Annotated in this window: 26 protein-coding genes and 1 tRNA gene; 16 read left to right on the top strand and 11 right to left on the bottom strand. The window is 45.6% G+C overall.

Annotated elements, in window-relative coordinates:
- Window positions 1-6: 6 nt before the first annotated feature.
- The 3 genes from ACOGW3_RS10410 to ACOGW3_RS10400 form a co-directional block, all read right to left on the bottom strand.
- Window positions 7-1,950 carry a methyl-accepting chemotaxis protein gene (locus ACOGW3_RS10410; RefSeq protein WP_419902908.1) on the bottom strand — a complete coding sequence of 648 codons (1,944 nt, stop codon included), beginning with the start codon at window positions 1,948-1,950 and terminating at the stop codon, window positions 7-9.
- 153 nt (window positions 1,951-2,103) lie between these two features.
- A complete protein-coding gene (locus tag ACOGW3_RS10405) occupies window positions 2,104-2,571 on the bottom strand; it encodes a PAS domain-containing protein (RefSeq protein ID WP_419902907.1) in 468 nt (155 codons plus the stop codon).
- Between the two features lie 144 nt (window positions 2,572-2,715).
- A complete protein-coding gene (locus ACOGW3_RS10400) occupies window positions 2,716-3,606 on the bottom strand; it encodes a LysR family transcriptional regulator (protein WP_419902906.1) in 891 nt (296 codons plus the stop codon).
- A gap of 142 nt (window positions 3,607-3,748) precedes the next feature.
- Between ACOGW3_RS10400 and ACOGW3_RS10395 the strand changes: the two genes are divergently transcribed.
- The 3 genes from ACOGW3_RS10395 to ACOGW3_RS10385 all read left to right on the top strand — a co-directional run bounded on the left by ACOGW3_RS10395 (window position 3,749) and on the right by ACOGW3_RS10385 (window position 6,871).
- Entirely contained in the window at window positions 3,749-4,864 is a 1,116-nt protein-coding gene (locus tag ACOGW3_RS10395; RefSeq protein ID WP_419902905.1) for a dimethylsulfoniopropionate demethylase, read from the top strand.
- 131 nt (window positions 4,865-4,995) lie between these two features.
- Window positions 4,996-5,988, top strand: a complete 993-nt coding sequence (locus ACOGW3_RS10390) for an MDR family oxidoreductase (RefSeq protein ID WP_419902904.1) — start codon at window positions 4,996-4,998, stop codon at window positions 5,986-5,988.
- Complete coding sequence (locus tag ACOGW3_RS10385) at window positions 5,975-6,871, top strand: GNAT family N-acetyltransferase (RefSeq protein WP_419902903.1); 897 nt, start codon at window positions 5,975-5,977, stop codon at window positions 6,869-6,871. The genes ACOGW3_RS10390 and ACOGW3_RS10385 overlap by 14 nt, the downstream gene beginning before the upstream one ends.
- Window positions 6,872-6,883: 12 nt before the next feature.
- On the opposite strand, the gene ACOGW3_RS10380 is transcribed toward ACOGW3_RS10385, so the two are convergent.
- Window positions 6,884-7,018: a hypothetical protein gene (locus ACOGW3_RS10380; protein WP_419902902.1), complete on the bottom strand. Its 135-nt coding sequence runs from the start codon at window positions 7,016-7,018 to the stop codon at window positions 6,884-6,886.
- Here ACOGW3_RS10380 and ACOGW3_RS10375 point away from each other — a divergent pair.
- Window positions 7,005-8,237: an ISL3 family transposase gene (locus tag ACOGW3_RS10375; RefSeq protein ID WP_419901077.1), complete on the top strand. Its 1,233-nt coding sequence runs from the start codon at window positions 7,005-7,007 to the stop codon at window positions 8,235-8,237. The two genes, ACOGW3_RS10380 and ACOGW3_RS10375, sit on opposite strands and share 14 nt — an antisense overlap.
- Window positions 8,238-8,277: 40 nt before the next feature.
- On the opposite strand, the gene ACOGW3_RS10370 is transcribed toward ACOGW3_RS10375, so the two are convergent.
- From ACOGW3_RS10370 to ACOGW3_RS10360, 3 genes are all read right to left on the bottom strand, one after another.
- Complete coding sequence (locus ACOGW3_RS10370) at window positions 8,278-8,496, bottom strand: DUF2842 domain-containing protein (RefSeq protein WP_419902901.1); 219 nt, start codon at window positions 8,494-8,496, stop codon at window positions 8,278-8,280.
- Window positions 8,497-8,631: 135 nt separating this feature from the next.
- Window positions 8,632-9,456, bottom strand: coding sequence for a hypothetical protein (locus tag ACOGW3_RS10365; protein WP_419902900.1), 825 nt, complete (start codon window positions 9,454-9,456; stop codon window positions 8,632-8,634).
- 276 nt (window positions 9,457-9,732) lie between these two features.
- Window positions 9,733-9,807, bottom strand: a tRNA-Gly gene (locus ACOGW3_RS10360).
- Between the two features lie 195 nt (window positions 9,808-10,002).
- Here ACOGW3_RS10360 and ACOGW3_RS10355 point away from each other — a divergent pair.
- The 4 genes from ACOGW3_RS10355 (at window position 10,003) to ACOGW3_RS10340 (ending at window position 12,519) form a co-directional block, all read left to right on the top strand.
- Window positions 10,003-10,536 (top strand): prolyl-tRNA synthetase associated domain-containing protein, encoded by a 534-nt coding sequence (locus ACOGW3_RS10355; protein WP_419902899.1) that lies wholly within the window; start codon window positions 10,003-10,005, stop codon window positions 10,534-10,536.
- Between the two features lie 118 nt (window positions 10,537-10,654).
- Window positions 10,655-11,569, top strand: coding sequence for a tetratricopeptide repeat protein (locus ACOGW3_RS10350; RefSeq protein ID WP_419902898.1), 915 nt, complete (start codon window positions 10,655-10,657; stop codon window positions 11,567-11,569).
- Window positions 11,570-11,631: 62 nt separating this feature from the next.
- On the top strand, window positions 11,632-12,291 hold the full coding sequence (locus ACOGW3_RS10345) for an LON peptidase substrate-binding domain-containing protein (protein ID WP_419902897.1): 660 nt from the start codon (window positions 11,632-11,634) through the stop codon (window positions 12,289-12,291).
- A 42-nt stretch (window positions 12,292-12,333) separates the two neighbouring features.
- Window positions 12,334-12,519: a Trm112 family protein gene (locus ACOGW3_RS10340; RefSeq protein ID WP_419902896.1), complete on the top strand. Its 186-nt coding sequence runs from the start codon at window positions 12,334-12,336 to the stop codon at window positions 12,517-12,519.
- Between the two features lie 105 nt (window positions 12,520-12,624).
- On the opposite strand, the gene ACOGW3_RS10335 is transcribed toward ACOGW3_RS10340, so the two are convergent.
- On the bottom strand, window positions 12,625-13,857 hold the full coding sequence (locus ACOGW3_RS10335; RefSeq protein WP_419902895.1) for an ISL3 family transposase: 1,233 nt from the start codon (window positions 13,855-13,857) through the stop codon (window positions 12,625-12,627).
- A 113-nt stretch (window positions 13,858-13,970) separates the two neighbouring features.
- On the opposite strand from ACOGW3_RS10335, the gene ACOGW3_RS10330 reads away from it, so the two are divergent.
- The 3 genes from ACOGW3_RS10330 to ACOGW3_RS10320 all read left to right on the top strand — a co-directional run bounded on the left by ACOGW3_RS10330 (window position 13,971) and on the right by ACOGW3_RS10320 (window position 15,864).
- Window positions 13,971-15,167, top strand: a complete 1,197-nt coding sequence (locus tag ACOGW3_RS10330) for an intermembrane phospholipid transport protein YdbH family protein (protein ID WP_419902894.1) — start codon at window positions 13,971-13,973, stop codon at window positions 15,165-15,167.
- Window positions 15,168-15,335: 168 nt separating this feature from the next.
- On the top strand, window positions 15,336-15,503 hold the full coding sequence (locus ACOGW3_RS10325; RefSeq protein WP_419902893.1) for a YnbE family lipoprotein: 168 nt from the start codon (window positions 15,336-15,338) through the stop codon (window positions 15,501-15,503).
- 25 nt (window positions 15,504-15,528) lie between these two features.
- Window positions 15,529-15,864 (top strand): YdbL family protein, encoded by a 336-nt coding sequence (locus ACOGW3_RS10320; protein ID WP_419902892.1) that lies wholly within the window; start codon window positions 15,529-15,531, stop codon window positions 15,862-15,864.
- 96 nt (window positions 15,865-15,960) lie between these two features.
- Here ACOGW3_RS10320 and glpK read toward each other — a convergent pair whose 3' ends face one another.
- Window positions 15,961-17,448, bottom strand: a complete 1,488-nt coding sequence (gene glpK, locus ACOGW3_RS10315; RefSeq protein ID WP_419902891.1) for a glycerol kinase GlpK — start codon at window positions 17,446-17,448, stop codon at window positions 15,961-15,963.
- A gap of 161 nt (window positions 17,449-17,609) precedes the next feature.
- Here glpK and ACOGW3_RS10310 point away from each other — a divergent pair, with 161 nt between their 5' ends.
- Window positions 17,610-18,374 (top strand): DeoR/GlpR family DNA-binding transcription regulator, encoded by a 765-nt coding sequence (locus ACOGW3_RS10310; RefSeq protein ID WP_419902890.1) that lies wholly within the window; start codon window positions 17,610-17,612, stop codon window positions 18,372-18,374.
- Between the two features lie 206 nt (window positions 18,375-18,580).
- On the opposite strand, the gene ACOGW3_RS10305 is transcribed toward ACOGW3_RS10310, so the two are convergent.
- Window positions 18,581-19,813, bottom strand: a complete 1,233-nt coding sequence (locus ACOGW3_RS10305; RefSeq protein WP_419901077.1) for an ISL3 family transposase — start codon at window positions 19,811-19,813, stop codon at window positions 18,581-18,583.
- 284 nt (window positions 19,814-20,097) lie between these two features.
- On the opposite strand from ACOGW3_RS10305, the gene ACOGW3_RS10300 reads away from it, so the two are divergent.
- The 3 genes from ACOGW3_RS10300 to istB all read left to right on the top strand — a co-directional run bounded on the left by ACOGW3_RS10300 (window position 20,098) and on the right by istB (window position 23,593).
- Entirely contained in the window at window positions 20,098-20,859 is a 762-nt protein-coding gene (locus tag ACOGW3_RS10300; protein ID WP_419902889.1) for a hypothetical protein, read from the top strand.
- Window positions 20,860-21,275: 416 nt separating this feature from the next.
- Window positions 21,276-22,784, top strand: a complete 1,509-nt coding sequence (gene istA, locus ACOGW3_RS10295; protein WP_419902888.1) for an IS21 family transposase — start codon at window positions 21,276-21,278, stop codon at window positions 22,782-22,784.
- Entirely contained in the window at window positions 22,781-23,593 is an 813-nt protein-coding gene (istB, locus tag ACOGW3_RS10290; RefSeq protein WP_419901088.1) for an IS21-like element helper ATPase IstB, read from the top strand. The genes istA and istB overlap by 4 nt, the downstream gene beginning before the upstream one ends.
- Before the next feature lie 23 nt (window positions 23,594-23,616).
- Here the strand turns inward: istB and ACOGW3_RS10285 are convergent, their stop codons facing one another.
- Window positions 23,617-26,484, bottom strand: a complete 2,868-nt coding sequence (locus ACOGW3_RS10285) for a Tn3 family transposase (protein ID WP_419902887.1) — start codon at window positions 26,482-26,484, stop codon at window positions 23,617-23,619.
- Window positions 26,485-26,628: 144 nt separating this feature from the next.
- Between ACOGW3_RS10285 and ACOGW3_RS10280 the strand changes: the two genes are divergently transcribed.
- Window positions 26,629-26,872, top strand: a 244-nt coding sequence (locus ACOGW3_RS10280) for a recombinase family protein (protein ID WP_419902886.1), incomplete at its 3' end; no start/stop codon positions are given.

Genomic DNA, 26,872 nt, shown 5'->3' with positions numbered 1-26,872 from the left:
CTAGGATTAGTTGTCCCGAACCGTATTGAGGAAGTCTTTAACTTCTGATCTTAAGTTCTCTGCCATGGATTGCATTTCACTGGAAGATTCCAAAAGATTTTTGGCTTCAGAGCTTACTTGAGACGAAGCATCGGTAACAACTTCGACATTACTCGATACCTCCTGGGTACCAGCTGCTGCCTTTTGTACACTGTTGGATATCTCCTGAGTGGCGGCACCTTGCTCTTCTATAGCTGCGGCAATCGCGTTCGCAAATTCATTCATGCGCTCAATTGTCTTACTTATGTTATTAATCTCCTGCACTGATTGAGTGCTGGCGCCTTGGATGCCATCAACCTGAGTTTGGATATCGCCAGTCGCTGAATCGGTCTGATTGGCCAGTGTTTTTACTTCTGATGCGACGACAGCAAAACCTTTGCCAGCATCACCCGCTCTGGCTGCTTCAATGGTTGCATTTAGGGCTAATAAATTCGTTTGCCCAGCCACATCGGAAATCAAACTGACGACCTCTCCAATGCGTTGAGCGGCATCGGCCAGTTCTGTAACGGTGTCATTGGTTCTGTTTACGCCGGCCACGGCTTCACTCGCGACCTGGATAGACTGTGTTACCTGAACGCCAATTTCGCGGATGGCAGCGGAAAGTTGCTCTGTCGCCGCAGCTACGGTCTGAACGCTTAGGCTGGTTTCTGATGCTGCGTTTGAAACGGCTAAGGCACGTGCGTTAGATTCTTCAGCACTAGATGTTAATTGGCTCGCGACGTTTTGTGTTTGACCTGAAGCTTGAACAACACTTTCAACAATAGACAAAACCGACTGTTCGAAGGAATCAGCCATCTGATGCAGGGTGTTCCGCCTTTCCTCAGCAAGGCGTTCGGTTGCCAGTTCATTTTCTTTGGCCAACCGCCCCATTTCAATTGCATTGGTTTTGAAAACATCAACCGCCGCAGCCATGGAGCCGATTTCATCGGTTTGATCTTGGCCAGGAATATTGACATCAAGATTACCACTCGCGAGATTGGTCATAGCATCTGTCATGGCTATAACGGGCTTGGAGACCCATAATCTAACGAGGATGCCAAGGAGGCCCATGATTGCAAGAACAGCAACGATAGCCGTAATAATCGCCGTCAGACGAAAATTAGAAAGCGCTTCAAAGGCTGCATCTCGATCTATTTCAAAGCCGAGATACCAGTTAACACTTGGTAGGCCTTCCACCTTGAAGAAAGCAAACATTCTGTCGCTGGAACCTTCGGTGAAATTGATCAAATCAGTGGTAACCTTTGGTGTTTCTTCTGGGTAAACCTCTGTGATCGGTTTGAGTGTCCATTGTTTGTCAGGGTGTATCAATACAGTTCCCTGATCGTTCACAAGGAAAGCGTGCCCAATCCCTCCGAGGTCAACACTTCGGATTAAATCCCCTAGGACTGTGATTTCAATATCACCGCCTACAACACCCAGAACTTTGCTGCCATCCATCACAGGACTAGCCATAGTAACAATCAGATTTCCTGTTGAAGCATCTTCGTAGGGCTCGGTTAGCGTGCTCGAGCCTGCTCCTATTGCCCCTTTGTACCAAGGGCGAGCTCTGGGGTCGTATCCGTCAGGCAAGGCATCGTTAGGAAACATTGTCATGACTCCTTGATCACTGCCGAAGTAAGTGAACATAAAAGTGTCACCGAGAACTTTTCGGTTTACGTATGTATTGACTTTGTCAGGTGAGGGGTCTGAGAGGATGTTTTGCCCAACGTTTTCGATTAATATTTGACGCCCACCAATCCAATTGGAAATGCCAGTGGTTGCAAGATTCCCTGTTTCGATGACCTTGGATTTTAAAGATGCTCGAATTTCTGTGTTCTGATTGATATCAAAATATAAGATGAAGGCAGAGAAGGTAACCACAACAATCAAAGCTGCAGCGGCTAAGATACGGCTACCAATGTTAAAAGACATTGTACCAGACTCCTTTTTACCCCACTCGGTTGATCGACTTAGGTGCAAGAGTTGGGCTTCATTATTTATCTAATTCATAAATAAATACATAAAACGCGTAATAAATTATAGAAATGAGAGAAATATGAAGTCGTTTGTTCTTGGGTCTGGAAGTCAGGTGTAAACTGAAATCCCCAGTAGAATTTCACACTGGTTATTTTTATCGACCAAAGGCATCAACAATCGTTCAATTGTCTTATATTCAGGGACTATGTATTGAGGTGTTCCCTTGCGATAGAGCGCATTGTTTGTTTCCGCAATATATCTGTAGTCATTAAATGCGCCGCTATCCATAACGCCCGGAAAAGCTTCATCCAACCACTGACCTGTAGGCTCTTTCCCGAGGATGGGAGCAAGTGCAGTGCCGAGAAGGCGAAACTTAAAGCGAAGAGGGTTTCTATAGACATCAAGCATCCACACTATGGGAAGAAGATCGATAATATCCATAGGGTCAAAGTCTTGGCGGGAGGGAAGCCCCTCACCTTCAGGATGAATTGAAAGCCAGTAGTTATAAAACTTTCGTACTTTCGGGCTCCACTCACTTGGCGTAAGAGGGATGCTTGTATCGGTTTGGCTAACCATTAGTACATCACTTACTATTTATTCTATTAATATCATGATCCTTTTGTGGTTAGGAAGCCGTTAATAACGGAGTGACGAACGCAAAGGCCATGAATAAATCTCTTTGAGCGAGGACAATACTGTAAGGCTGATGATGATTAATCGCTATTGAGATGAGGGGGTGAAAACTCTTTTAATTTCTTTTCCAGAGTCACTTTCTAAAAAACCGAGGGGAGCAACCAGCCAATAGCCTCTTTCAGAGGAAAGGGAATGCTGCTGCAGAGTTACCAATGCCCCGCCATCTATTAGGTCCTGTATTACCTCAATCCATCCCAAGGCAATTCCTTGTCCCTGAAGGGCTTGATGAATCGCCAGACCATGGTTGGTAACACGTATTCCATCTGAAGACAGTTTTGATCTCGGTGCAAATTTGTGACGCCAGTCTGACCAGTCAAACCACCGTTTTTCATCGTCTTCGAGATGGATAAGCGGGGCTGTTTTTAACATTTCATCCGGTGTAAGGTTTTGTAATCGTACTGCGAGGGAAGGGGCCGCAATAGGCTGGACGTTTTCTGAAATGAGTTTCAAACAATCTCTGCCAGGCCAATCGCCGTTTCCAAATAAAATGGCACAGTCAATCTGATCCCAATGAATATCAGCGTCACGGTCAGTGGTAATAATTCGGACGGACAATTTTTTGTTTTCGTTTTTAATTTTAGATAATCTTGGAAGGGCCCAATAGGCCGCAATCCCAGGATAAGTTGCCAGTGTTACGGTATTGTCAGCCGTTTTGTTTCTTAAAACTTTACTCGCCTCTGCAATGCGCCCAAGAGCAGGGGCCGTTTCTTGATAGTAGCTATCGGCCTCTTTCGTGGCGGATATCAAAGAACCTCTTTTTTCGAAAAGTTTAACGCCCAGGTCTTGCTCTAACTGGCGAATTTGGTGGCTAATTGCTGGCTGTCCAACATTGAGTTGTTCTGCAGCTCTCGTGTAGCTTCTCAGTCGGTAACAAGCTTCAAACGCTCTCAGGGCTTTTAGGGGGGGTAAATCACGCATGCCATTATCAATTTAATCAATGATGATATGAATCTTATAAGCCTTCCCTCATCATCATGCATCTGTTTTGTTTTGCTCATAACAAGTTAATGCTTGGCAAGAGTTTTGCCTGGATAAGCATACCTAGCAGAGGATTTAATAAATGGTTGTAACACCAACCCTTTCTCGGTCTCGCCGATTGCGCCAAACCCCGTATTCCGATCGTGTGGAAGCCTGTGGTGCTAAAGCCTATACAGTGTATAACCATATGCTGCTGGCGACGGTGTTTAGATCCCTTGAAGAAGACTATCAGCACTTGTGTGAAAATGTTCAGATTTGGGATGTGAGTTGCGAGCGTCAGGTCGAAATTACCGGGCCTGATGCGGCGGCTTTGACACAGTTGATGACCTGCCGCGATCTTTCAAAGGCAAAGTATGGGCAATGCTTTTACGCCCCCCTTGTTGATGAAAACGGTGGGATGGTAAATGATCCGATTATCTTGAAGCTCGCCGAAGACCGTTATTGGTTATCGATTGCAGATAGTGATGTGCTGCTCTGGGCTAAGGGGTTGGCCAGTGGGCGTGGCATGGATGTAAAAGTTTTTGAACCCGATGTTTTTCCTCTCGCAGTTCAGGGACCCATGGCCGAAGAAGTCATGGCAAAGGTTTTTGGTGAAAAAGTCCGGGATATAAAATTCTTCCGCTTTGCTGAACTCTTTTATCAAAATCATAGAATGGTTGTTGCGCGTTCTGGGTGGTCTCGACAGGGGGGATTTGAGATTTATTTGGATAATTCGGCATTGGCTTTGGATTTATGGGATCGAATTTGGGATGTGGGTAAGGATTATAATATCTTTGCTGGTTGTCCAAATGGGATTGAAAGGGTCGAAGGTGGGCTTCTTTCCTATGGCAATGATATGTCCTCGGAAAATACCCCTTATGAATGTGGCCTTGGTAAATATGTAAACCTTGAAGCGGATATTGAGTTTGTGGGCCGAAAAGCTTTGGAGATTGCTCGAGATCAAGGTCTTGGGAGAAAAATTTGTAACATTCGCTTCGACAAGCGCCTTGAGACATCGGTCTCAAAGTCCTGGGATGTCTTGAATGTTGGAGGTGATCATATTGGGAATATTTCCTCGGGCTGTAACTCAAAAAAAATGGGTGGTTTTATTGCCATAGCCATGTTGGATCAAGAATTTTGGGACGAAGGAACCATTGTCCTGGTGCAAACCCCCTTGGGAGATCTAACAGGGACAGTAGCAAATTTCCCTTTTGACTAAAGTGTACTTTTCAAACTCCCGGGCTTTCGGGGTAGGGAAGGAGTGAGTAAGATAATCTCAATACCTTTCAAATCCCTGCCGGGGCTGACTAATAATCTGAATAATCATAAACAACATATCAAGGAGTAGTCATGTTTAAGGCTCTTGTTGTCGATAAATCCGAAGATGGTGTCGTAACTTCTGAAATACAGCAGCTTGATGATAGTCGCTTGCCGGCAGATGGAAATGTCACCGTCGCGATCGAATATTCTACCGTAAATTATAAAGATGGCCTCTGTATTACAGGCAATGGTGGTCTGGTTCGTAACTATCCTCATGTCCCGGGCATTGATTTTGCGGGCACTGTCGAGCAGTCAAGTGATGATCGCTATAAACCGGGGGATAAGGTTGTCCTGACAGGATGGCGTGTCGGCGAGGCCTGGTGGGGCGGATATTCCCAAAAAGCCCGCGTAAAAGCGGATTGGCTCGTGCCATTACCTGAAGGATTAACAGCACAACAAGCTATGGCGGTTGGCACTGCTGGTTTTACCGCAATGCTCGCGGTAATGGCGCTGGAAGATCACGGTCTTACTCCTGATAAAGGGGAGGCTTTGGTGACAGGGGCTGCGGGGGGTGTTGGCTCTGTAGCTACCTCAATACTGTCTAAGTTGGGCTACGAAGTTGCCGGTGTTACCGGGCGACCAGATACTGCCGATTATTTGAAAGGTATCGGAGCAAGCCGGGTTATTGCGCGTGAAGAGTTAAATGAAACTGTGAAGCGTCCGCTTGAAAGTGAAGTATGGGCAGGATGTATCGATGCTGTTGGAGGTGATATGCTCGCCCGTGTCCTTGGCCAAATGAAGTATGGCGCTTCTGTCGCGGCTGTTGGGCTTGCGGGGGGCGCTAAACTTCCTGCAACAGTGATCCCCTTTTTGTTGCGTGGGGTAAATCTGTTGGGCATTGATTCAGTGATGCAGCCGTTTGAAAATCGTCAACGCGCGTGGCAACGAGTGGTTTCTGATATGCCATTGGATAAGCTGGAGGCTATCGTTCAGCCTGCCAAATTGAGTGATTTACCAGATCTGGGTCCGGCGATTTTGAAAGGTGCTGTTAAAGGGCGCGTCGTTGTCGATGTCAACGCCTGAGCCTTCCTGCCAAGGTATTGTCTCTTTAACACAAAACGATATTCCCGAGATTTTATGCCTTGTGGAGAAGCTAAATTGGACCCATGTAGAAGCTGATCTCAACGTCATGTTTCGTGCAGGGTCTTTTTTAGGTTTGCGCGAAGATTGTGGGAAAATTATCGCCACGGGGGCTATCTTTCCCTATGGCGATAATCTCGCGTCTATAGGCATGATCATGGTTGCGCCTGACCATCAAAGGAAAGGTTATGGCAGAGCCGTGATGCAAGATTTGCACGATAGCAAAACTGCCCAGGGCCGCAGACTGTGTCTGATTGCCACAGATGAAGGCGAGCAACTGTATAAAGCTTTGGGCTATCATGTAACCAGTCGAATTAGGAAATTTTTTGCTGATCCGGAACTGCTGTTAGAGACGTCAACGACGGTAGTGAATTTTGATTGCAAAATGCGTCATCTCACTGAGAACGATTTCTCTGACGTAATCGAACTTGATAGCCAATCCATTGGCGCATCTCGAGAAAAGTTATTGCGCTTAAGGTTTGCTCAATCAGGAGTTGGGGTTGTGATCGAAGGGCAAAATGGAAAGTTAATAGCCTTTGCTCTATCCAGCCTTCAACGAGAACAATGCCATCTGGGGCCAATAGTAGCGCCTGATCGGGATACTGCTTTGATCTTGATCCTGGGATTAGCCGATAATAATCGACGAGAGCTTCGAATTGATATCCCAGAAGAACAATCAGTTTTATACGAGCTTTTGCCCGAGCTCGGATTTCGGTTGATTGCTAATCCCCCTGCGATGACGCGGCCAGTTGTTGGTGCTACGGAATTTGATTCTCAGATATCTCGCAGTCATTACTGGGCGATTATGAGCCAAGCTTATGGTTGATGTTTGGTGTTTTTAGTCCTCCTTGGGGAGGATTGTTCGGCTCTTCTCCGCTTTGTTGAGTAGAAAAAGATGCCGACCGCCAAGTAACCTGTTGATATGTATGGTTTCTGATAACTTTACATAGAGCAGGTATATGACAATCAACATCTCGCAGCATATTTTAGGCCTCAAAGGGCAACGTGTAAATGAAATTAAACTGGATGACGGCGGTGTTAAGATTGTCATTCACTGCAGCCGAGACGCGCGTAGGAGGGCTATAGACCCTGCTACAGGCCAGAAGGGAAGCATCAACCAGCATGTCCGCCGACAAGTAAACGACATCCCCCTTTTTGGGTATCCTTGTGTGGTCGAGATTGAGCTGGCGCAGGTTTATATTAACAAGGGCGAACGCCGCATTGAGGGGTGTGATTTTGTTGATAAAGGGTGCCGTTTCACTCACCGATTTTGCCGACTGATCAGTGGATTATGTCGGCATATGTCTATTCAAGCGGTTTCCAGACATTTGGATATACGATGGGAAACGGTCAAGAATATCGACAGGGCATACCTTATTGAAACTCTCCCTACGCTTGATCCTGCAGAGCTAACTGGCTTGGAATATATTGGTGTAGATGAAGTTGCCCGGGCGAAAGGTCATGACTACATGACGGTGGTCTACGATATGGTTGGCGGTCATCTGATCTGGGTTGAAGCAGGCCGAACTGCCGAGGTTTTTTCAAGGTTTTTGAAACAACTGCAACCAGATACAGCCTGCAAAATAAAGGCCGTAGCGATGGATATGGGGCCTGCCTACCAAAAGGCTGTCAGAGAGTCCTTGCCGTTGGCCGACATAGTATTTGACCGTTTCCACGTCATGAAAAACTACAGCAAAGCTATCCATAATCAGCGTCGACTTGAGTTCAGAAAGGCCGATCCAAGTGGTAAAGAGTTGATGAAAGGGACGCATTATCTGTTGCTCAAAAATGCGGATAAGTTGAGTGAAAAACAAAGTGACAAGCTGCAAAGGTTGCTGGAGAGCAATAGCAACCTGAATGCACTTTACGTCTTGAAAGAACAGCTTCAGCTGCTGTGGAGTGCCGCTTCATTTGAGGCGATGGCGGAGCAACTGGAACGTTGGTGCCTGATAGCAGATCAGTCACAGATGCTCTATCTAAAAAAGTTCGCGAAATCCCTACGGAAACATTGTGTGGGCATCTGCAACTACGCCAAACACAAGCTCACAAGCGCCAGGATAGAGGCTGGTAATGTCAGTATAGGAATGATCCGTAAGCGAGCCAGAGGCATCAAGGATACCGAATACTTCAAACTCAAAATTAGACAATCATCCATTCCAGATAATCAATCTATGCTCTATTTGAAATCCTAAATCTACTCAACAAAGCGGAGAAGAGCCGAAAAGAAATACTTTACTGACCACCATCATTTTCCAACCTGTCTCGCTTACGTTTAAGCCAAAACATTACCTTAATAACCGGATAAATCCAGATCAATCCAACAAAAGGGTAATACAGGAGATGCACAAACGGATGGTCAGGCAACCAGTCAGTACCAATCGTGATCACCAAAGCTGCATAAAACCCTAAAAATATAAAAAACAACACATAACCCGTTAGGTTCTTAATCACAGCTTAATTGCCTTTGTACTGATCACATCTGAAATTTGTGATTCAAATATTATAAACGTTACAAGAAACGCAAAGAAAAACTTCCCAACAATATCGCCAGGAAGTCACAACATTATATGGAAAAAGACAGAGCTCTTAAAGTTTTTCCCTAAAAGCCTTATGTTCTAAGTTTACCTTCACCCAACCTTCGGCATCTGGCTCATCTTCCATATGGGATGAATCGGGACCTGGCGGACTGTAGCCGGAAATCACATCAATGCCGTTATACTCAAAGTCAGTGAGCACTTCATCAAGAAATTCCACGATCTTTTCGTCATCTGTTGGAATGTCTAGAGACTGGCTGGAAACAGAAAGGTGTTCAATTTTTGACTGATCAAAACTCCGTTCGAGGCTACAGGTAACACGTGCCTCTTCATAATTTCCATTATGTAACACAGCGTAGCGTTCTTCGGTTACCCGGCTTACCTTATTCTTACCATCATCAACAATTGTCTGCACAATAGAACGATAGGCGTTTCTAAGCCTCTCTTCACCATGTTCGCGAGTCAATCCAGGTTGCTTCATCCCCTCAACATCAATGAAAGACGCTTGAGAATGATGCTGGGCCTGTTGGCTTAACTCTTCACTTGAGATCAGATGTTCTTCAGCAACCTCTGGCGGTAGCATTATCCCGCCGCCTTCTTCGGCGGGAACTTGGCGAAGTAAGATCCAAAAGGGTTGATCTACGCCGACCTTGTTAGCTGCCGTATAATAAGATTCTTCCCATTTACCATGGGTACGGTATTTTAATACGGCTTCAGTATAAGCAAGTTTGGAATTCAATAAATCCCTTAGGCTTTCCAGGTCTGGCTCTGAAACCAGTTGCAGAAGTGATGAACCGATCAAGCCATGCAGGGAAATACCTAAAAGCTCTTGTGTGTTTCCTCGGCCATCTTGTATGGCGCCATCAGCATCGGACATAAAAAGCATGTCCCACTTACCTTTGGGTAGATCCATAGCAAAGTCCTCCATTTAACTTTAGAGACCACACATAGACACCCCCATATATAGACGAAAATCATTTCGATACTTTTAAGGTTGATACCATTGAGGTAAAACCACTAAGTAATAAATTGCAGTGGTAGAAGGGCAAAGAGGAAGAAAGATAAGAAGTAGAATATAGAAAATCTGTAATCAGAATTACTATTCTCAAAAACAAAAAAACCCAGCCGAAGCTGGGTCATTTTTAAGCAACACTGGAGCGGGCGATGAGATTCGAACTCACGACATTCTCGTTGGCAACGAGATGCTCTACCACTGAGCTACGCCCGCGTTCTCTGTGTTGGTGGAGGGGTATTTACGCCACGGTGTTTGACATTGCAAGTGCTTTTTTCACAAAAAAATCATCCTTCTTGTTTCTTACTTGATTCTTGCTCGTGCCAAGGGCTAAAAAACCTAACGAGACCCTTGGTTCAAAGAGATTTTTGGGTTCTAAAAAAATTTGCACAAAGCCTGAGGCCATAATCGATGACAACCCATACACCGACGACACCAGAACAACTTCTTGAGAAATTAACTGCACTTGGAATCGAAGCAACGACTATTAACCACCCTGCGGTCTACACAGTAGAAGAATCCAAAGCTCACCGTGGGGATCTTCCTGGAGCTCATACAAAAAATCTCTTTTTGAGAAATAAAAAGGGAAAGATGTGGCTCTTGGTTTGTCTTGAAGATCGAAAAATTGATATCAAACTTCTTGGAAAAGCCCTCGAGGCCGGAAAGCTATCTTTTGGGTCTGCCGCTCGCCTCATGGAATTTCTAGGAATTGAACCAGGCTCAGTCTCTCCCTTCTCGGCGATTAATGATCGCGAAGGGCAGGTCAAAGTGGTGCTGGACACACAAATGATGACACAATCACCGATTAACGCTCACCCGCTGACCAACACAATGACAACGGCGATTACACCAACTGATCTCGTTCGTTTCCTCGAATCTATCGACCACGCTCCTGAAGAACTGGACATGAATAATTTGGCAGAACTTGCAACTAAAGCAGAGTGATCCCTTGCAGTGAGCCTCTTTCAACATCATCTTGTTCAAGAAGAACCTCACTTGTACTCTAAGTTATAGATTTGCCCCGCATCAGGGACGCCCATTTTAATACACGGACGCAAACACCATGGAAGAACTCATCGGTAACTCTCCAGAACAGCCAGCGGATTTGATCAAGGATTCTAATCAACAGGATTTTGCCAAAGATGTTATGGAAACATCTATGAATCAGCCTGTTCTGGTAGATTTTTGGGCGCCTTGGTGCGGCCCGTGCAAACAAATGATGCCCGCACTGGAAAGTGCCGTTCTAGCGGCCAAAGGGGCCGTAAAACTCGTAAAAGTTAACATCGATGAAAATCAGATGCTGGCTTCGCAGTTACGCGTTCAATCCGTCCCTACCGTCTATGCTTTTTTCCAAGGCCAACCCGTAGACGGATTTAACGGTGCACTCCCCCCAAGCGAGATTAAAAAGTTTATCGATACCCTGGTCGCAAAAACTGGTGGAGCCAAAAAAGATCCTGTTGCCGATGCCCTTGAACAGGCGGCCGCCGTTCGTGAAAACCAAGACTTTATGACTGCGATGTCCATATACAGTCAAATCCTGGAACACTTCCCAGATAATGAGCCAGCCCTTATCGGTATGCTTGAATGCCAGCTTTCATCTGACATGGCAGAAGAAGCACAAGCCCTCTTTGATCAGTTACCCGAGGAGCTAAAGACCAAGGCAGATTTTTCTGCTATCATCGCCAAGCTGGAATTGGCCTCACAGAGTCTCGATAACGAAGAGATCCTGGAGTTGAGAAGAAAAATCGAGCAGGACCAGTCAGATAACCAAACAAGATTTGATTTAGCCTTGGCGCTCCAGGCAGAAGGAAATCATGAAGAGGCTGCGGATCATTTACTCCACATTATCAAAACTGACCGTAGCTGGAATGAAGATGCAGCACGTATTCAACTCCTGCAATTTTTCGAAGCCTGGGGTATGACAGATCCAATGACAGTTAAGGCTCGCAACCGACTTTCTTCTCTATTATTTTGTTAAATCCCCTATCGGGTAGAAGATGTCTGCGAAGTTAAACAAGCACCTAATAGCTAGGAATTGACATGACAGGCGTTAACTTCGATCCCAAATTTGATGAACTCCCAAGGGAAATCCCAATATTCCCCTTGGGAGGCGCGCTTCTTTTACCCGGGGGAACTTTACCCCTCAATATCTTTGAGCCTCGATATTTGACAATGGTTGATCAGGCACTCGGAAACTCCAGATATATTGGCATGATACAACCAAGTCAGCCTTCAGAAGACGAAGGCACCGCCCATCTATATAAAATAGGCTGTCTCGGCCGGATAACATCCTTCATGGAAACAGATGATGGTCGATATCTAATTTCGCTTCAGGGTATCATACGCTTTTCTCTCACCAGTGAAACCACCAATGGTTTTGGCTATAGAAATGCGATCTGTGACTACAGTAACTTTCGTGCCGACACAGGGGAAAGTGGCAAAGATGACATCGATAGAGACAAACTACTCCGGAGCTTGAAAGCCTATTTTGATACAAACTCTATAGATGCCGACTGGAAAGCTATCGAACACACGAGTAACTATCGGCTTGTGAATACACTTGCGATGATTTGTCCCTTTTCAGCAGCCGAGAAGCAGGCGATATTAGAAGCAGCTACTCTGGATGAACGCGCCAATATCATGGAAACAATCATGGATATGGCTGTGCATCAAAAAAGTCAAAAATTTGCCAGACAATAACTCTATCAATCGAACAGATATTACATACTAAGTGGACACAACATGAGCACAAAGCCCCGCGTCGACAGAAAACTGTTAGAAATACTCGTCTGCCCTGAAACCAAGGGCCCGTTAGAGTATGACGCAGAAAAACAGGAACTTATTTCCAGGCAGGCAAAACTCGCATATCCCATCCGTGATGGTATTCCAGTTATGCTCACAGATGAGGCAAGAGCCCTCGAAAATTAAATCTTGATTCCAAAGCGAATTATTTGATTCGCACTGGAAAATAAATCAATGAAAACAACGAAATACAATTAGAAAATAGGCACTTCTCCGCTTTGTTGAGTAGATTTAGGATTTCAAATAGAGCATAGATTGATTATCTGGAATGGATGATTGTCTAATTTTGAGTTTGAAGTATTCGGTATCCTTGATGCCTCTGGCTCGCTTACGGATCATTCCTATACTGACATTACCAGCCTCTATCCTGGCGCTTGTGAGCTTGTGTTTGGCGTAGTTGCAGATGCCCACACAATGTTTCCGTAGGGATTTCGCGAACTTTTTTAGATAGAGCATCTGTGACTGATCTGCTATCAGGCACCAACGTTCCAGTTGCTCCGCCATCGCCTCAAATGAAGCGGCACTCCACAGCATCTGAAGCTGTTCTTTCAAGACGTAAAGTGCATTCAGGTTGCTATTGCTCTCCAGCAACCTTTGCAGCTTGTCACTTTGTTTTTCACTCAACTTATCCGCATTTTTGAGCAACAGATAATGTGTCCCTTTCATCAACTCTTTACCACTTGGATCGGCCTTTCTGAACTCAAGTCGACGCTGATTATGGATAGCTTTGCTGTAGTTTTTCATGACGTGGAAACGGTCAAATACTATGTCGGCCAACGGCAAGGACTCTCTGACAGCCTTTTGGTAGGCAGGCCCCATATCCATCGCTACGGCCTTTATTTTGCAGGCTGTATCTGGTTGCAGTTGTTTCAAAAACCTTGAAAAAACCTCGGCAGTTCGGCCTGCTTCAACCCAGATCAGATGACCGCCAACCATATCGTAGACCACCGTCATGTAGTCATGACCTTTCGCCCGGGCAACTTCATCTACACCAATATATTCCAAGCCAGTTAGCTCTGCAGGATCAAGCGTAGGGAGAGTTTCAATAAGGTATGCCCTGTCGATATTCTTGACCGTTTCCCATCGTATATCCAAATGTCTGGAAACCGCTTGAATAGACATATGCCGACATAATCCACTGATCAGTCGGCAAAATCGGTGAGTGAAACGGCACCCTTTATCAACAAAATCACACCCCTCAATGCGGCGTTCGCCCTTGTTAATATAAACCTGCGCCAGCTCAATCTCGACCACACAAGGATACCCAAAAAGGGGGATGTCGTTTACTTGTCGGCGGACATGCTGGTTGATGCTTCCCTTCTGGCCTGTAGCAGGGTCTATAGCCCTCCTACGCGCGTCTCGGCTGCAGTGAATGACAATCTTAACACCGCCGTCATCCAGTTTAATTTCATTTACACGTTGCCCTTTGAGGCCTAAAATATGCTGCGAGATGTTGATTGTCATATACCTGCTCTATGTAAAGTTATCAGAAACCATACATATCAACAGGTTACTTGGCGGTCGGCATCTTTTTCTACTCAACAAAGCGGAGAAGTGCCACAATTGATAAAGCTTCGTTGCCCGATATTCAGCTCGAATTTACAGATATATCGAATGCACTCGTAACACCTTTTACACCACATGGGTTGCCCCAGAATAAATCTGATGTTCCTGTCGATATGGCCTTGTCCGGGACTGTCCGATCAGTTGATGAGAGCTTGGGTTTGCCTCAGGTTCAATTCTCAGCAGAGGGGGCGGGTAATCTTCGAAAGGTGGATTTAAGTGGAAAGGTAGGGCTTCTGAAGGGGGCAACCATTTTGGCTGTTGAGGGGAGCTTCGTGCCAGAAACTCTCGATGGTGAGTTTGATGTTGTTATTCCAACAATCTTATTTACAGATGGAGGTGTTCAGCCCACGACTTTTTCTCCCGCATTATCTGAGGTGAAAGTGGAAAATGGAACATTTTCTGGTCACGCTGAAATCAAGTTGGAAAAAGGAAAACCCGATGGCCATGGTTACATAAATGTTGATATCACCGATGCAATAATCAGTGATTTACCGATTAGCGGTCTTGCAGGACGGTTTTTCTTTCAGGGCGTAACGGCCCCGACTTTACCTCCCGGACAGAGTTTGAAAGTTAAGGCGCTGGATGCGGGGGTCCCTATTACCGATATCGAGTTGTTGTTTGGAGCTTTTCTTGAGCAGGAACAACCCGTCATAGATCTTCGTGGTGCGGGTTTAATGATTACGGGCGGACAGATCAGTCTAAGGCCCGATGTGTTTCAAATTCTTGCCAAAAAACAGAACATTGAAATTCAGGTTGATAAGCTGGATGTAAAAGAGCTTTTTGCTTTAATTGGAAGAGATGATCTCAGTGGGACAGGTCGCCTCTCCGGACAAATTCCAATAACAATTGAAGATGATCATGTGGTTATTAAGGCGGGACACTTGGCGACAGAGGGGCCGGGAGTGTTGCAAATTAGATCTCAGGCCATCGCCAATGCTTTAGCCTCGGGCGGGGAACAGGTTGAGCTTCTTATCAAAGCTCTTCAAAATTTTGATTATACAGAATTGTCTCTTGATATCGATAAGCCTCTAAATGGTGCGGCCCAAGTTCGCCTTGGTATAAGTGGGGCCAACAAGGATGTCCTGGATGGTCATCCATTCAGGCTGAATATTAATCTTGAAACAAGGATCGAGCCTTTATTAGATGTCCTCTTGAAAGGGCAGCAGATCTCGCAAGGATTAATTTCTGGCTTTATGAAAAACCGTTGAGAGTAAAATAGTAACAGCATAAGTCCCTAAATAGCGGTGTCGTTTTCATTATGCCTTTCCCTTGCCTTATTTAGACGGTTATTCTTCTATTGAATTAAATTACTTTTACAAAAGGATCGCGCCTTGCATGGCCTTCTGAATGATAATTTGTGTCAGCGGTTATTGATATTGACCGCTGTAACTCTTGGCCTTCAGGCTTGTGCCCCGACTGTAAAAGTCGAAGCACCTCAAGAGCCGATTACGATCAACCTGAATATTAAACTGGATGCCGAAGTTCGGGTGCGTCTGGAAGATCAGGCCAAAGACGATATTAACAATAACCCGACTCTCTTTTAGTTAGTCGGTGGAGGAAACTGAAACAATGGTTCTACAAAGCATGAAAATGTTAAGGGTTCTGTTTATTGCGCTTGCGGTCTTGTCAGTTGTCCCATCTGCTTGGTCTGCTGATCTTGATAGTTTGAGACGTTCCGGTGCTGTGGGGGAAAAATATGACGGGCTTGCTGTAGCCAGAGACGGTTCTGCTTCAGAATTTGTCTCGTCCGTAAATGCCCAACGCTCAAAGATTTATCAACAACGTGCTGCGAAAGAGGGCGTTACAGCTCAGCAGGTCGGCCAAGTCTACGCGAAGCAGATGATGGCAAAAGCGCCAGCTGGAACATGGTTTCTTCTTGAAAACGGTTCCTGGGCACAAAAATAGCCTCAAATTTAAGTGATTTCTCAGTAAATGAAAAAGGCCCTGTCAACTGACAGGGCCTTTTGTCTTATGCGTCTATTGAACTATTGAACTATTGAACTATTGGTGACGTGTACGCTTGATGGCCAGATCCCATCCCTGAAGATTTTGGGCCCGAGTTTGCTCTGACATCTCAGGCTCAAACCGATGGTCTAAAGCCCAATTTTGTTTGATGTCATCGAGTGATGAATAAATTCCATGCTGTAATCCGGCCAAATATGCAGCTCCTAGAGATGTTGTCTCGGCAACGGCCGGGCGATTAACCTGAAGGTTCAGAGTGTCGGACAGGAATTGCATGGCCCAGTCATTGGCAACCATACCACCATCAACACGCAGCGCGTTCGGTGTCATGCCATCGTCGGCCATTGCTTCAAATAGATCGCGGGTTTGGTAGCAAACGGCTTCAAGGGTAGCGCGAACAATTTCAGCTGGGCCACTGTCGCGGGTGAGGCCATATATAGAGCCGCGGGCATGAGGATCCCAATAAGGTGCGCCTAAGCCGGTAAACGCGGGGACAAGATAAACGCCTTTGTTGTCGGGAATGCTTTTTGCCAAGGCTTCGGTCTCACTGGCAGACTGGATGATTTTGAGGCCATCTCTCAGCCATTGGACAGCAGCTCCAGACATGAAGATCGCACCTTCGATAGCGTATGACGTCTTGCCGTTTACACGATAACCAACGGTGGTTAATAGTCTGTTCTTGGAGCTGAGAGGCTTTTCGCCGGTATTTAGGAGGACAAAACACCCGGTGCCGTATGTGCTTTTAATATCCCCCGGTTCAAAACAAGTTTGTCCAAAGCTCGCGGCTTGTTGATCGCCAGCGATTCCTTGAATTGGAAGAGGGCTGCCAAAAAGTTCAGGATCGGTAATGCCAAAGTCAGCAGCGCATTCTTTGACTTCGGGGAGCAGGGATGCAGGAATGTTGAAGAGTTTGAGGAGTTCTTCATCCCAAGCGAGTTTGTGTATGTCAAAGATCATCGTGCGGGAGGCGTTGGTAACGTCGGTTGCATGTTCTTTGCCACCAGTTAATCGCCAAAGTAGGAACGAATCTACCGTACCAAATGCCAACTCTCCCCGTTCTGCCTTTGCTCGGGCGCCCTCGACGTTATCAAGAATCCAAGCAATCTTGGTGGCTGAAAAATAAGGATCGAGTAAGAGGCCGGTTTTGGCTGTGACCATTTCTTCCAAGCCATCAGCTTTCAACTTAGCGCAAAGATCTGCTGTCCGACGGTCTTGCCATACAATAGCATTGTAGATAGGTTTTCCTGTTGTTCTATCCCAAACAACGGTGGTTTCTCGTTGGTTGGTGATACCAATGGTCGCGATACTAACACCTTGATCAGTGGCACTTTTTAGGGCTGATTGAGAAACGTTTAGCGTAGAGGACCAAATGTTTTCCGGATCATGTTCTACCCATCCATCATTGGGGAATATTTGGGGAAACTCTTCTTGGGATTTTGCAAGGCTAGAGCCTTTGCTGTCAAAGACGATGGCCCGGCTACTTGTCGTGCCTTGATCAATAGAAAGAATATATTTTTTATCATTCATGCCGGATTCCTTATGAGCTCCTCTTGGATTTTCATCTTTACTTTCGTATGTTCGTTTATGAAAGTAAAGTGAACATGACTTCCTTTCATTAAGGAGTTCATGTAAAAGCGAAGCCCAATTGCCGGAAAGTCGGCTAAAAGGTGTGTTGAGGAGAGGTTTAAATGAATTTGGATAGTTTAAGTCGCCGCCAACGGCAGATACTTGAATTAGCAAAAGATCAGGGCTTTGTTTCTATTGAAACATTGGCGCAAGACTTCTCTGTGACAACACAAACGATACGACGGGATATCAACGAGCTTTGTGATACCAAACTCTTAAATCGTTTTCATGGCGGCGCGAGTTTCAGCTCTTCAGTCCTTAACCTTGACTATACACAACGCCAAGGGATCAATGCCCAAGAGAAAGAAGGGATTGCTCAACTTGTTGCAAAAGAGATCCCAAATAACGCCTCTATATTTATTAATATGGGGACCACCAACGAAAGTGTTGCTCATGCATTAATGGGCCACACAGGTTTGCGGGTTATTACCAATAGCCTCAGCGTTGCGCACATTATGAGTCCTAACCCCAGTTTTGAAATCATTGTTGCGGGTGGTGTGGTCCGGAGTCTGGATCGCAGTATTATCGGGGAGGCGACGATCGATTTTTTCCGCCAATTCCGAGCTGATTACGGCATTATTGCGGTAGGTGGTATCGATGAAGACGGGAGCCTACTCGATTATGATTATGGTGGTGTGAGGGTTTCTCAAACTATTATTGAGAACGCCCGGCATACTCTTTTGGTTGCGGATAGCAGTAAATATGGCCGAAATGCTTTGGTTCGTTTAGGTCACCTTTCTCAAATCGATACGCTGGTTACGGACAGTCTTCCGATGGAGCCTCTTTCGTCGGTGATCAAGTCGTTGGATATTGAGGTCCTTTGTTAGGGTTATCGATTCTTTCAGGTTCAGTGTAACTGAACATTCATAATTCAAATTAATTTCACTTATATTTTTACGAGATAACTCTTTGTGTCTATCGCATAGAGAAAAGCTATGTTTCCAATTATGGTTTTAAAATCAATAAGGTATATTTATAACGGAATGCCATTTTCTTTTATATTTTAGGCACTTCTCCGCTTTGTTGAGTAGATTTAGGATTTCAAATAGAGCATAGATTGATTATCTGGAATGGATGATTGTCTAATTTTGAGTTTGAAGTATTCGGTATCCTTGATGCCTCTGGCTCGCTTACGGATCATTCCTATACTGACATTACCAGCCTCTATCCTGGCGCTTGTGAGCTTGTGTTTGGCGTAGTTGCAGATGCCCACACAATGTTTCCGTAGGGATTTCGCGAACTTTTTTAGATAGAGCATCTGTGACTGATCTGCTATCAGGCACCAACGTTCCAGTTGCTCCGCCATCGCCTCAAATGAAGCGGCACTCCACAGCAGCTGAAGCTGTTCTTTCAAGACGTAAAGTGCATTCAGGTTGCTATTGCTCTCCAGCAACCTTTGCAGCTTGTCACTTTGTTTTTCACTCAACTTATCCGCATTTTTGAGCAACAGATAATGTGTCCCTTTCATCAACTCTTTACCACTTGGATCGGCCTTTCTGAACTCAAGTCGACGCTGATTATGGATAGCTTTGCTGTAGTTTTTCATGACGTGGAAACGGTCAAATACTATGTCGGCCAACGGCAAGGACTCTCTGACAGCCTTTTGGTAGGCAGGCCCCATATCCATCGCTACGGCCTTTATTTTGCAGGCTGTATCTGGTTGCAGTTGTTTCAAAAACCTTGAAAAAACCTCGGCAGTTCGGCCTGCTTCAACCCAGATCAGATGACCGCCAACCATATCGTAGACCACCGTCATGTAGTCATGACCTTTCGCCCGGGCAACTTCATCTACACCAATATATTCCAAGCCAGTTAGCTCTGCAGGATCAAGCGTAGGGAGAGTTTCAATAAGGTATGCCCTGTCGATATTCTTGACCGTTTCCCATCGTATATCCAAATGTCTGGAAACCGCTTGAATAGACATATGCCGACATAATCCACTGATCAGTCGGCAAAATCGGTGAGTGAAACGGCACCCTTTATCAACAAAATCACACCCCTCAATGCGGCGTTCGCCCTTGTTAATATAAACCTGCGCCAGCTCAATCTCGACCACACAAGGATACCCAAAAAGGGGGATGTCGTTTACTTGTCGGCGGACATGCTGGTTGATGCTTCCCTTCTGGCCTGTAGCAGGGTCTATAGCCCTCCTACGCGCGTCTCGGCTGCAGTGAATGACAATCTTAACACCGCCGTCATCCAGTTTAATTTCATTTACACGTTGCCCTTTGAGGCCTAAAATATGCTGCGAGATGTTGATTGTCATATACCTGCTCTATGTAAAGTTATCAGAAACCATACATATCAACAGGTTACTTGGCGGTCGGCATCTTTTTCTACTCAACAAAGCGGAGAAGTGCCGTTAATCCAATACGAAAATACTGATTTTACACGATATTTTAATAGTTCTATTCTATCCCTTTAACCTTGTTTTTTGCTTTGTAACGAAAGGTTCTGTACATGACATCATGTCGGCGTATCTTTGTCAAAGGCGTAATAAGCGTCGTGTACCCGTGTTTATTCATTCTCACTATACGTCATGAATTTTGAATGTCAAATAATAATAATTTTGACTGGTGGAGCTTCCATGTTTTTGCGCTATTACAAAATTTTTGTAAGGTAAATCTTCCCACCACAAAAAGGTTCAAGGCTTTCGCTATAATGTCTGTTGTTAATGCAAGGGGTGGCGGCTTTAATGAATCTTCTAACTTGTGTTCTGCGGATGTTGCGAGAGAGCTTGGCGTTGCTGCTACAGGGTTACAGGCTACTTTAGTGTCGCTTGAGAAGTTAAATATCATTAGAAGAGATTTTGCTGGGGGTCATGGTAATCGCATGGTTATCACCCCTCTCTCCCCTGATCACTGGCGGTTATCTGATGGTAGCCGGTTTGAATACGATGGTGGGGACTTGGTGGGCAGAAGATCTGAAAATAGGCTAAAAAAATCAAGCTCAGTAGGCGGAGAATTTGAAAATACCTATAATAAAACATCTAATAAAGCAGGGAAAATTGAGTTGTTCGAGGTAGAATGGCGACCACTCTTTGGTCATCTTCAGGACTTTATAGTTGCTGATACTCGGTTGCCGCCTAGTTATGGTCCAAAGATGGTGAATGCTCTTGTTCTTATTTCTGAGTTTACGGACCAGGTTGGATTTAGGTGTTCTTTAAATATTAAAGAGATTGCTCTAAGGATGAATTCTCATGCCTCTAACCTTGGTCCAATTTTTCGGGAATTAGAAAAAATTGGTGTAATCAAGCTTTCAAAAGAAGGCCGAAATGTTGTAATCACCCCCACGTTACCTAAAAATAAGTAGCAATATGTCACATGTAAGGCGTCATCGCATGGTTTGTTCGTAGAATTACCCTAAGGAGGAACAAAGCGAGAATTTATGTCTTTTAGTATCATGAATTCCACTTTCTCGCGTTTATGATGTTCAGCGGCCGGACATTTACTCGTTCCGCAGCTCCAGAATACCAATCGAAATCACCAGACAGATTAATATGTTCCCAGCCCAGAGGTGAGACGTGTTTGAGTAAATCTGGGTTTGGCTGTTCAGCGACAATAACCTTGGCCGGTTGCGACAACCACCTTGGCCGGTGGATCTGATCATTAAAAAGGGCGTGCCCGTTTGATAATCAGATCCACCGGCCAAGGCTTAATTTGGTGTTAGTTACAAGCTGCTGTGAGTTGATAAATTAGGAACCTCTAGATGTAATTGGAGGAACCTGTTTGCCGTATAAATTTATCACAGATGAACAACTGAGACTTTACATGACAGATAGAAAAACTCATGGTCAACGAACCGCCGCTGCCCGCGCAGGGTTTAGCGAACGCACGGCCCGCCGATTTTACGTTGATGCGACTTTACCGTCACAACGCAATATAAAGCGAGGGCGAACAGTTTCTGATCCGCTTGAAGATATCTGGGATAAGGACATCCTTCCCATTTTGGATAAAGACAACTCGGTCAAACCCATTACTTTGTTGCGCCACATACAGAGCCTCTATCCGCTCCGTTTTCCCGATGACCGTGTCAAGCGCACGTTAGAGCGCCGAGTTCGGGGATGGCGGGCTCTGAATGGCCCTGAAAAGGATATCATTTTCAGGCAAACACCTGAGCCGGGTTACATGGGCCAATCAGATTTCACGGATGCAGCCGACTTAAGTATTACCATTGCAGGAGATCCTTTGGTGCATCGGCTCTATCATTTTGTTCTGGTATATAGCCGATGGGAACATGTTGGGGTCGTACTTGGCGGTGAGAGTTTTACAGCCCTTGCGGAGAACTTACAAAATGCGCTTTGGTCCTTGGGGGGCGCTCCTGAAAACCACCGGACCGACAGCCTGTCTGCGGCCTTTCGGAATTTGAGCGTTGAGGAAAAGGAGGACATTACCAAACGTTATTCTGCTTTTGTTGAGCACTACGGTATGGAGGCCAGTCGAAATAACAGAGGGGAATCACACGAGAACGGTGCCATTGAATCTCACCACGGTCACCTTAAGACTGCGATAAAGCAGGCCCTGATTTTGCGTGGCAGTAATGACTTTGACACTTTGGATGAGTATCGGCGATTTTTGGACGAGCTGATTGCTAGACGGAACAAACATCGTGACCAAGATATCCAAACAGAGTTGAAATCTCTCAAGGCGTTACCTCCTCGGCGAACAACAGATTACACTGAAGTCGTGTCGAGAGTTACCAAAACAAGTGGTTTTTTAGTTAAGCAGGTTTTTTATAGCGCCCCTTCTCGCCTAATTGGTCAACGCTTGCGTGTCCATATTTACGATAACCGGATAGAAGCCTATCTAGGCAGCACTCATGTCGTCAGCCATTCTCGTGAGCGGGGGCACGGCAAAGGCCCCCGCATTCATGTTATCAATTATCATCACGTCATTCATGCTCTCAAACGTAAACCTCAGGCACTCGCCAATTCTATTTATCGTGACAGTATTTTTCCAAGAACCGAGTACTCCCTGGCCTGGACATTGTTTCAGAAAAAGTTGTCCCGCAGAGATGCGTGTCGTCAGATGGTTGGGATACTTTTCCTTGCGCACGAAGAGGCTTGTGAGGCCGAAGTCGCGCACCTGATTTCGAGAGAAATCAATGCAGGAAGGCTACCTTGCGCAAAAAAACTTAAGCTGAATATCACAAAAAAGAACACGGATTTACCTCCTGATATTCCCGTGGTTCAACCTTCATTATCAGTCTTTGATACTCTGTTGGAGGATCGGGCATGACAAACATTGAAGTGGATCAGCACAAGCTGCCTCTTATGCTAACTGACTTACGATTACCCAGCTTTCACAAACACTGGCAAGATATCGCAATCCAATCCGACAAGGAGGGCTGGTCAGCAGCCAGGTTCCTTGCCGTTTTGGCCGAATATGAATTGGCCGAAAGGGACACGCGACGCATTCAACGCCATCTCAACGCATCAAACCTGCTGGGCGGAAAAACTCTGGCCACTTTTAACTTCAAGCGGCTGCCTAACGTGAAAAAGGCGCAGGTCGAAGCCTTGTCTGCCGGTGACTGGATTGACGCAAGAGCAAATCTGATTGCCATTGGAAATTCAGGGGGAGGAAAAACTCATCTCCTATGCGCCGTAGGTTATGCTCTTATAGAGGCTGGATACCGTGTGCTCTATACGCAAACCAGTGATCTGGTGCAAAAACTCCAGGCTGCCAGACGTGAACTTATGCTCGAAAACGCCCTCGCAAAACTCGATAAATTTGATCTCATCATTCTCGATGATATTACCTATGCACAAAGGGATATATCTGAAACATCCGTGCTCTTTGAATTGATCGCCAGACGATATGAGTACCGAAGTATTGCAATTGCTGCCAATCAACCTTTTAGCGGATGGGACAATATTTTTCAAGATAAGGCCATGACCGTTGCAGCAATCGATCGTCTTGTTCACCACTCAACCATTCTTGAGATGAATATCGACAGCTACAGACAATGGGAAGCCGCCCAAAATCTCAAAAAAATGTTGCGGAAAACCACAAACAAAAAGGTGAAAAATATGCCTGAAGCATCGTAAATAAACGTCAGATCACAGCCGCATCAAAAGCGGCCAAGGTGGTTGACGCAACCGGACAAAGTGGTTGACGCTCTACAGTTTGGCAGTTTTCCAGCCCGTTGAAGATGTTTTGTGGCTTTATCCATGTACTGTGTATTCCAGTATACGGTGGCCGCTATAACAAGGTTGAGCGCCATAGCACGTTTCTGTTGAGCAGCTGGAGAGAGGTCGCGGATCCGACCTTGCGAATGAGCAAAAATAGCGGTTGCAAGGGAGTGGCGAGCTTCTCCCTTGTTTAATCCTCCCTGGCATTCCATGCGCAATTTGGGGTTTTCCATCCAGTCCAGCATAAACAGTGTACGTTCAATGCGTCCAATTTCACTCAAGGCAAGGTAAAGACGATTTTGTTGTCGATATGCACCTAATTTCTTCAACATTGCAGAGGGCTTTACGGTACCATTTTTGGCACTGGCGGCTAACCTGATAGCATCATCCCAATGACCCATAATAACGTCTTCATTAATTGGCTTTCCCATGATCAAAGCAAGCCCTTTCCATTCATTAGCTTTTCCAAAGCATGCCAGGCGTCGATGCGGAAAATCTCTGAGGCGTGGAGCCAAACTGAGCCCCAGAAGATAGAAAAGAGCAAAAACATGATCTGAAACGCCGCCGGTATCAACATAATGGACAAGCGGATTAAATTGGGCAGCATTACCCACCAGACCATCCAAAACGAATGGAGCTTCCCCTGATGTGGCCCCGATCACGTTTGAATTAAACGATCCATATTGGCCCGAGAGAAAGGAATATATTTTGAGACCAGGATCGGGCCCGTATTTGGCATTAATCTCCCCGGAATTGCGACCGGATGCGAAAAACTGAGCATCAGAGGATGTATGTTGAGCCGTTCCCCATACCTGCGAGAACGGTAAATTATGATGGGCATCAATAATCCGGGCCAGTGCATCAGTATATGTTTCTGGTCGAAGATTCCAGGCGGATGCCCAGGATAACTGCGCGTGAGTTAAATCCTTTGATGCCAAAGCCATACGTTCTAAGCCAAGGTTGGTTGCTCCTGCCAATATAGAAGCGAGTACTGCTGTTGGGTTAGGGTGAGGTCGTCCTGAACGTAAATCTGTAAATGCATCCAGAAAGCTTGTCTTATTCACGACATCCCACAAAAGATCCGTAATTTGGATCCGTGGCATTATAGCATCAATAGCACGATCTAATTGTTCAGCCTCAGGAGGAGTGACTGGTTCGTGTGGGGTGATTTTCAATTCTCCTTTTTCTATCCGGACACCCTCAAGCTGGCCACGAACAAGCTTGTGTTCCACTTCATGCAAACGACGACGCAACAGATCCTTGCGTTCAGTTAGCCATGCCCACTTATTGGTCTGTAGGCCGGCCTTATCCATAATTTTCACGGCTTCCGACTTTGGGACAAGGTATGCATCAAACGGGCGATAATCCCGACTACCTTCAACCCATGCATCGCCTGCTCTGAGACGATCCCTCAGGGTTGCTATCACAGCGGTTTCATAAACACGTCGTTTGGGTTTTCCATCCTCAAAGATCAAGGGCTTCCAATGTTTTGCTGAGAATGGCATGGGGACGATATCCGGTAGTTTACGTTTGCCCGTACTATTATGTTCTTTCAAAAGTTCCAGTGCAGCATTTAAGTCTGCTCCTGCTTGAGGGACGTTGAAAGTGAAAGCTTTGAGAAATGCAGGGGCGAATTTTCTAAGTTGAGTATAGCGTTTGGAAGCAAGGAAAAGAGGGTCCTGTGTTGCCATATCACCAAGTGCGTCTATCTCGGGCCTGGATTTTATAAGGCGTTCCCAGCCAATCATTTCGTCTAACGCCTCAAAGGGATCCTTACCGTTTTCTCGCGCTAATTCCATAGCATCAATTGTTCCTCCAAAGAGGCGCATCAGGCGCCCAACCTGAGACTGTTTAGTTTGCCAGGTTAGATCTTGTTTTCGTTTTGACCTGGTAAAGAGCTGCCCGGTTAGACGTTCAAATGTTGCAATAGAGGCATCCGTTAACACAATGTTCAATTCTGCCAGTTGAGCTGCCAAGGTGGCAATTCGTCGGCGCTCTCCGAAATCACTGAGTAATTGAGTTGGTGCCACCATCCCCTCTCGTGCAAATTTTTTAAGACGATCCGGATGAATGTTCTGTCCAAGTGCGCTTGGCAACTCAAGCGAGCGAACAAATGTTAGACGTTCAAGTAAAGCCAGCATACTTGCCACGCTTGTTGAATGTGGCATACCGCGCAACCAAGCCAACCGTGAGAGACCAAGACTGGTGTCATTTTTGAGAAGGCAATTGAGTGTTACTTTCTGACTTTCACTCAAATCATCATTCAATGCCTGTGCTGATAAACGCCGTGCTCGAGCACGGCCGGCTATTCCGATCCGTTCCAATGTATCAACGCTAGGTAAAACCAGTTGTGCTTTGCGTATATCTTCCAGGAGAAGCGCCATGATAGTCCGACCATCATCCGTACCAAAAGCTGCTTTGGTGGCATATTCCAAAGCAGTATCAAAACCAGTTTGCGTGAAGGCTCTAAGGCCAAGATGCTGCATTGCCTGATTGCGGTGCATGGTCTGTGTGGCTTCACGCATGCCATAATTTGATAGAACTGAGGGCGATACACGTATTTGCTCACAGAGCCAATGAACAACGGCCTCTGGGAGTTCAGTAGAGTTATACCAGCCTTGGCCAGGATGCCGTAAAAGAGCCAGATGAATAGCCAAGCCGAGTTGGTTTTCTTGGCGTCGCCGGGAATGGACCAAATCAAGATCATCTTCTCCCAGAACGTAAAATTGCTCCAAAGATAAAGTGTCAGAGGGTATTCCAAAAAAGAGCTCACGAGTAGAAGAGGAAAGTAAGCGACGTCTTGCCATTATGTGTCCTTAAAATGTTGTTAATCATTTTGGGACAAGGTATAATATAGGGACGATTAAAGAGACAGTTTTTACTGTTGAATGGATAAAGATCCTGGCGACAGGTAAGACGTCTCTAAATGGATCATTAAAAAGACAGGACTTATGAAAAGAAAAGGCGATATTCTCGGCTATACTCGTGTGTCAACCGCTGATCAGGATGCATCAAGCCAGAAAGACCGGTTAGAGGCCATCGGCGCAATCCGCATTTTTGATGATGTGATATCAGGTAAAAAATTTGAACGTCCAGGATTGAGTGCGTTGATAGATTTTGCGCGTCCTGGCGATAGCCTCTGTGTGATCCGTCTTGATCGTCTCGGACGATCTCTTAAAGAGCTTTTGGAAACCG

Source organism: Kiloniella sp. (genome assembly GCF_965205715.1).
In the GTDB taxonomy this organism is placed as follows: Bacteria; Pseudomonadota; Alphaproteobacteria; order Kiloniellales; family Kiloniellaceae; genus Kiloniella.
The sequence above is the reverse complement of the archived record's forward strand: the minus strand, read 5'-3'. Positions and strand labels throughout refer to the sequence as shown.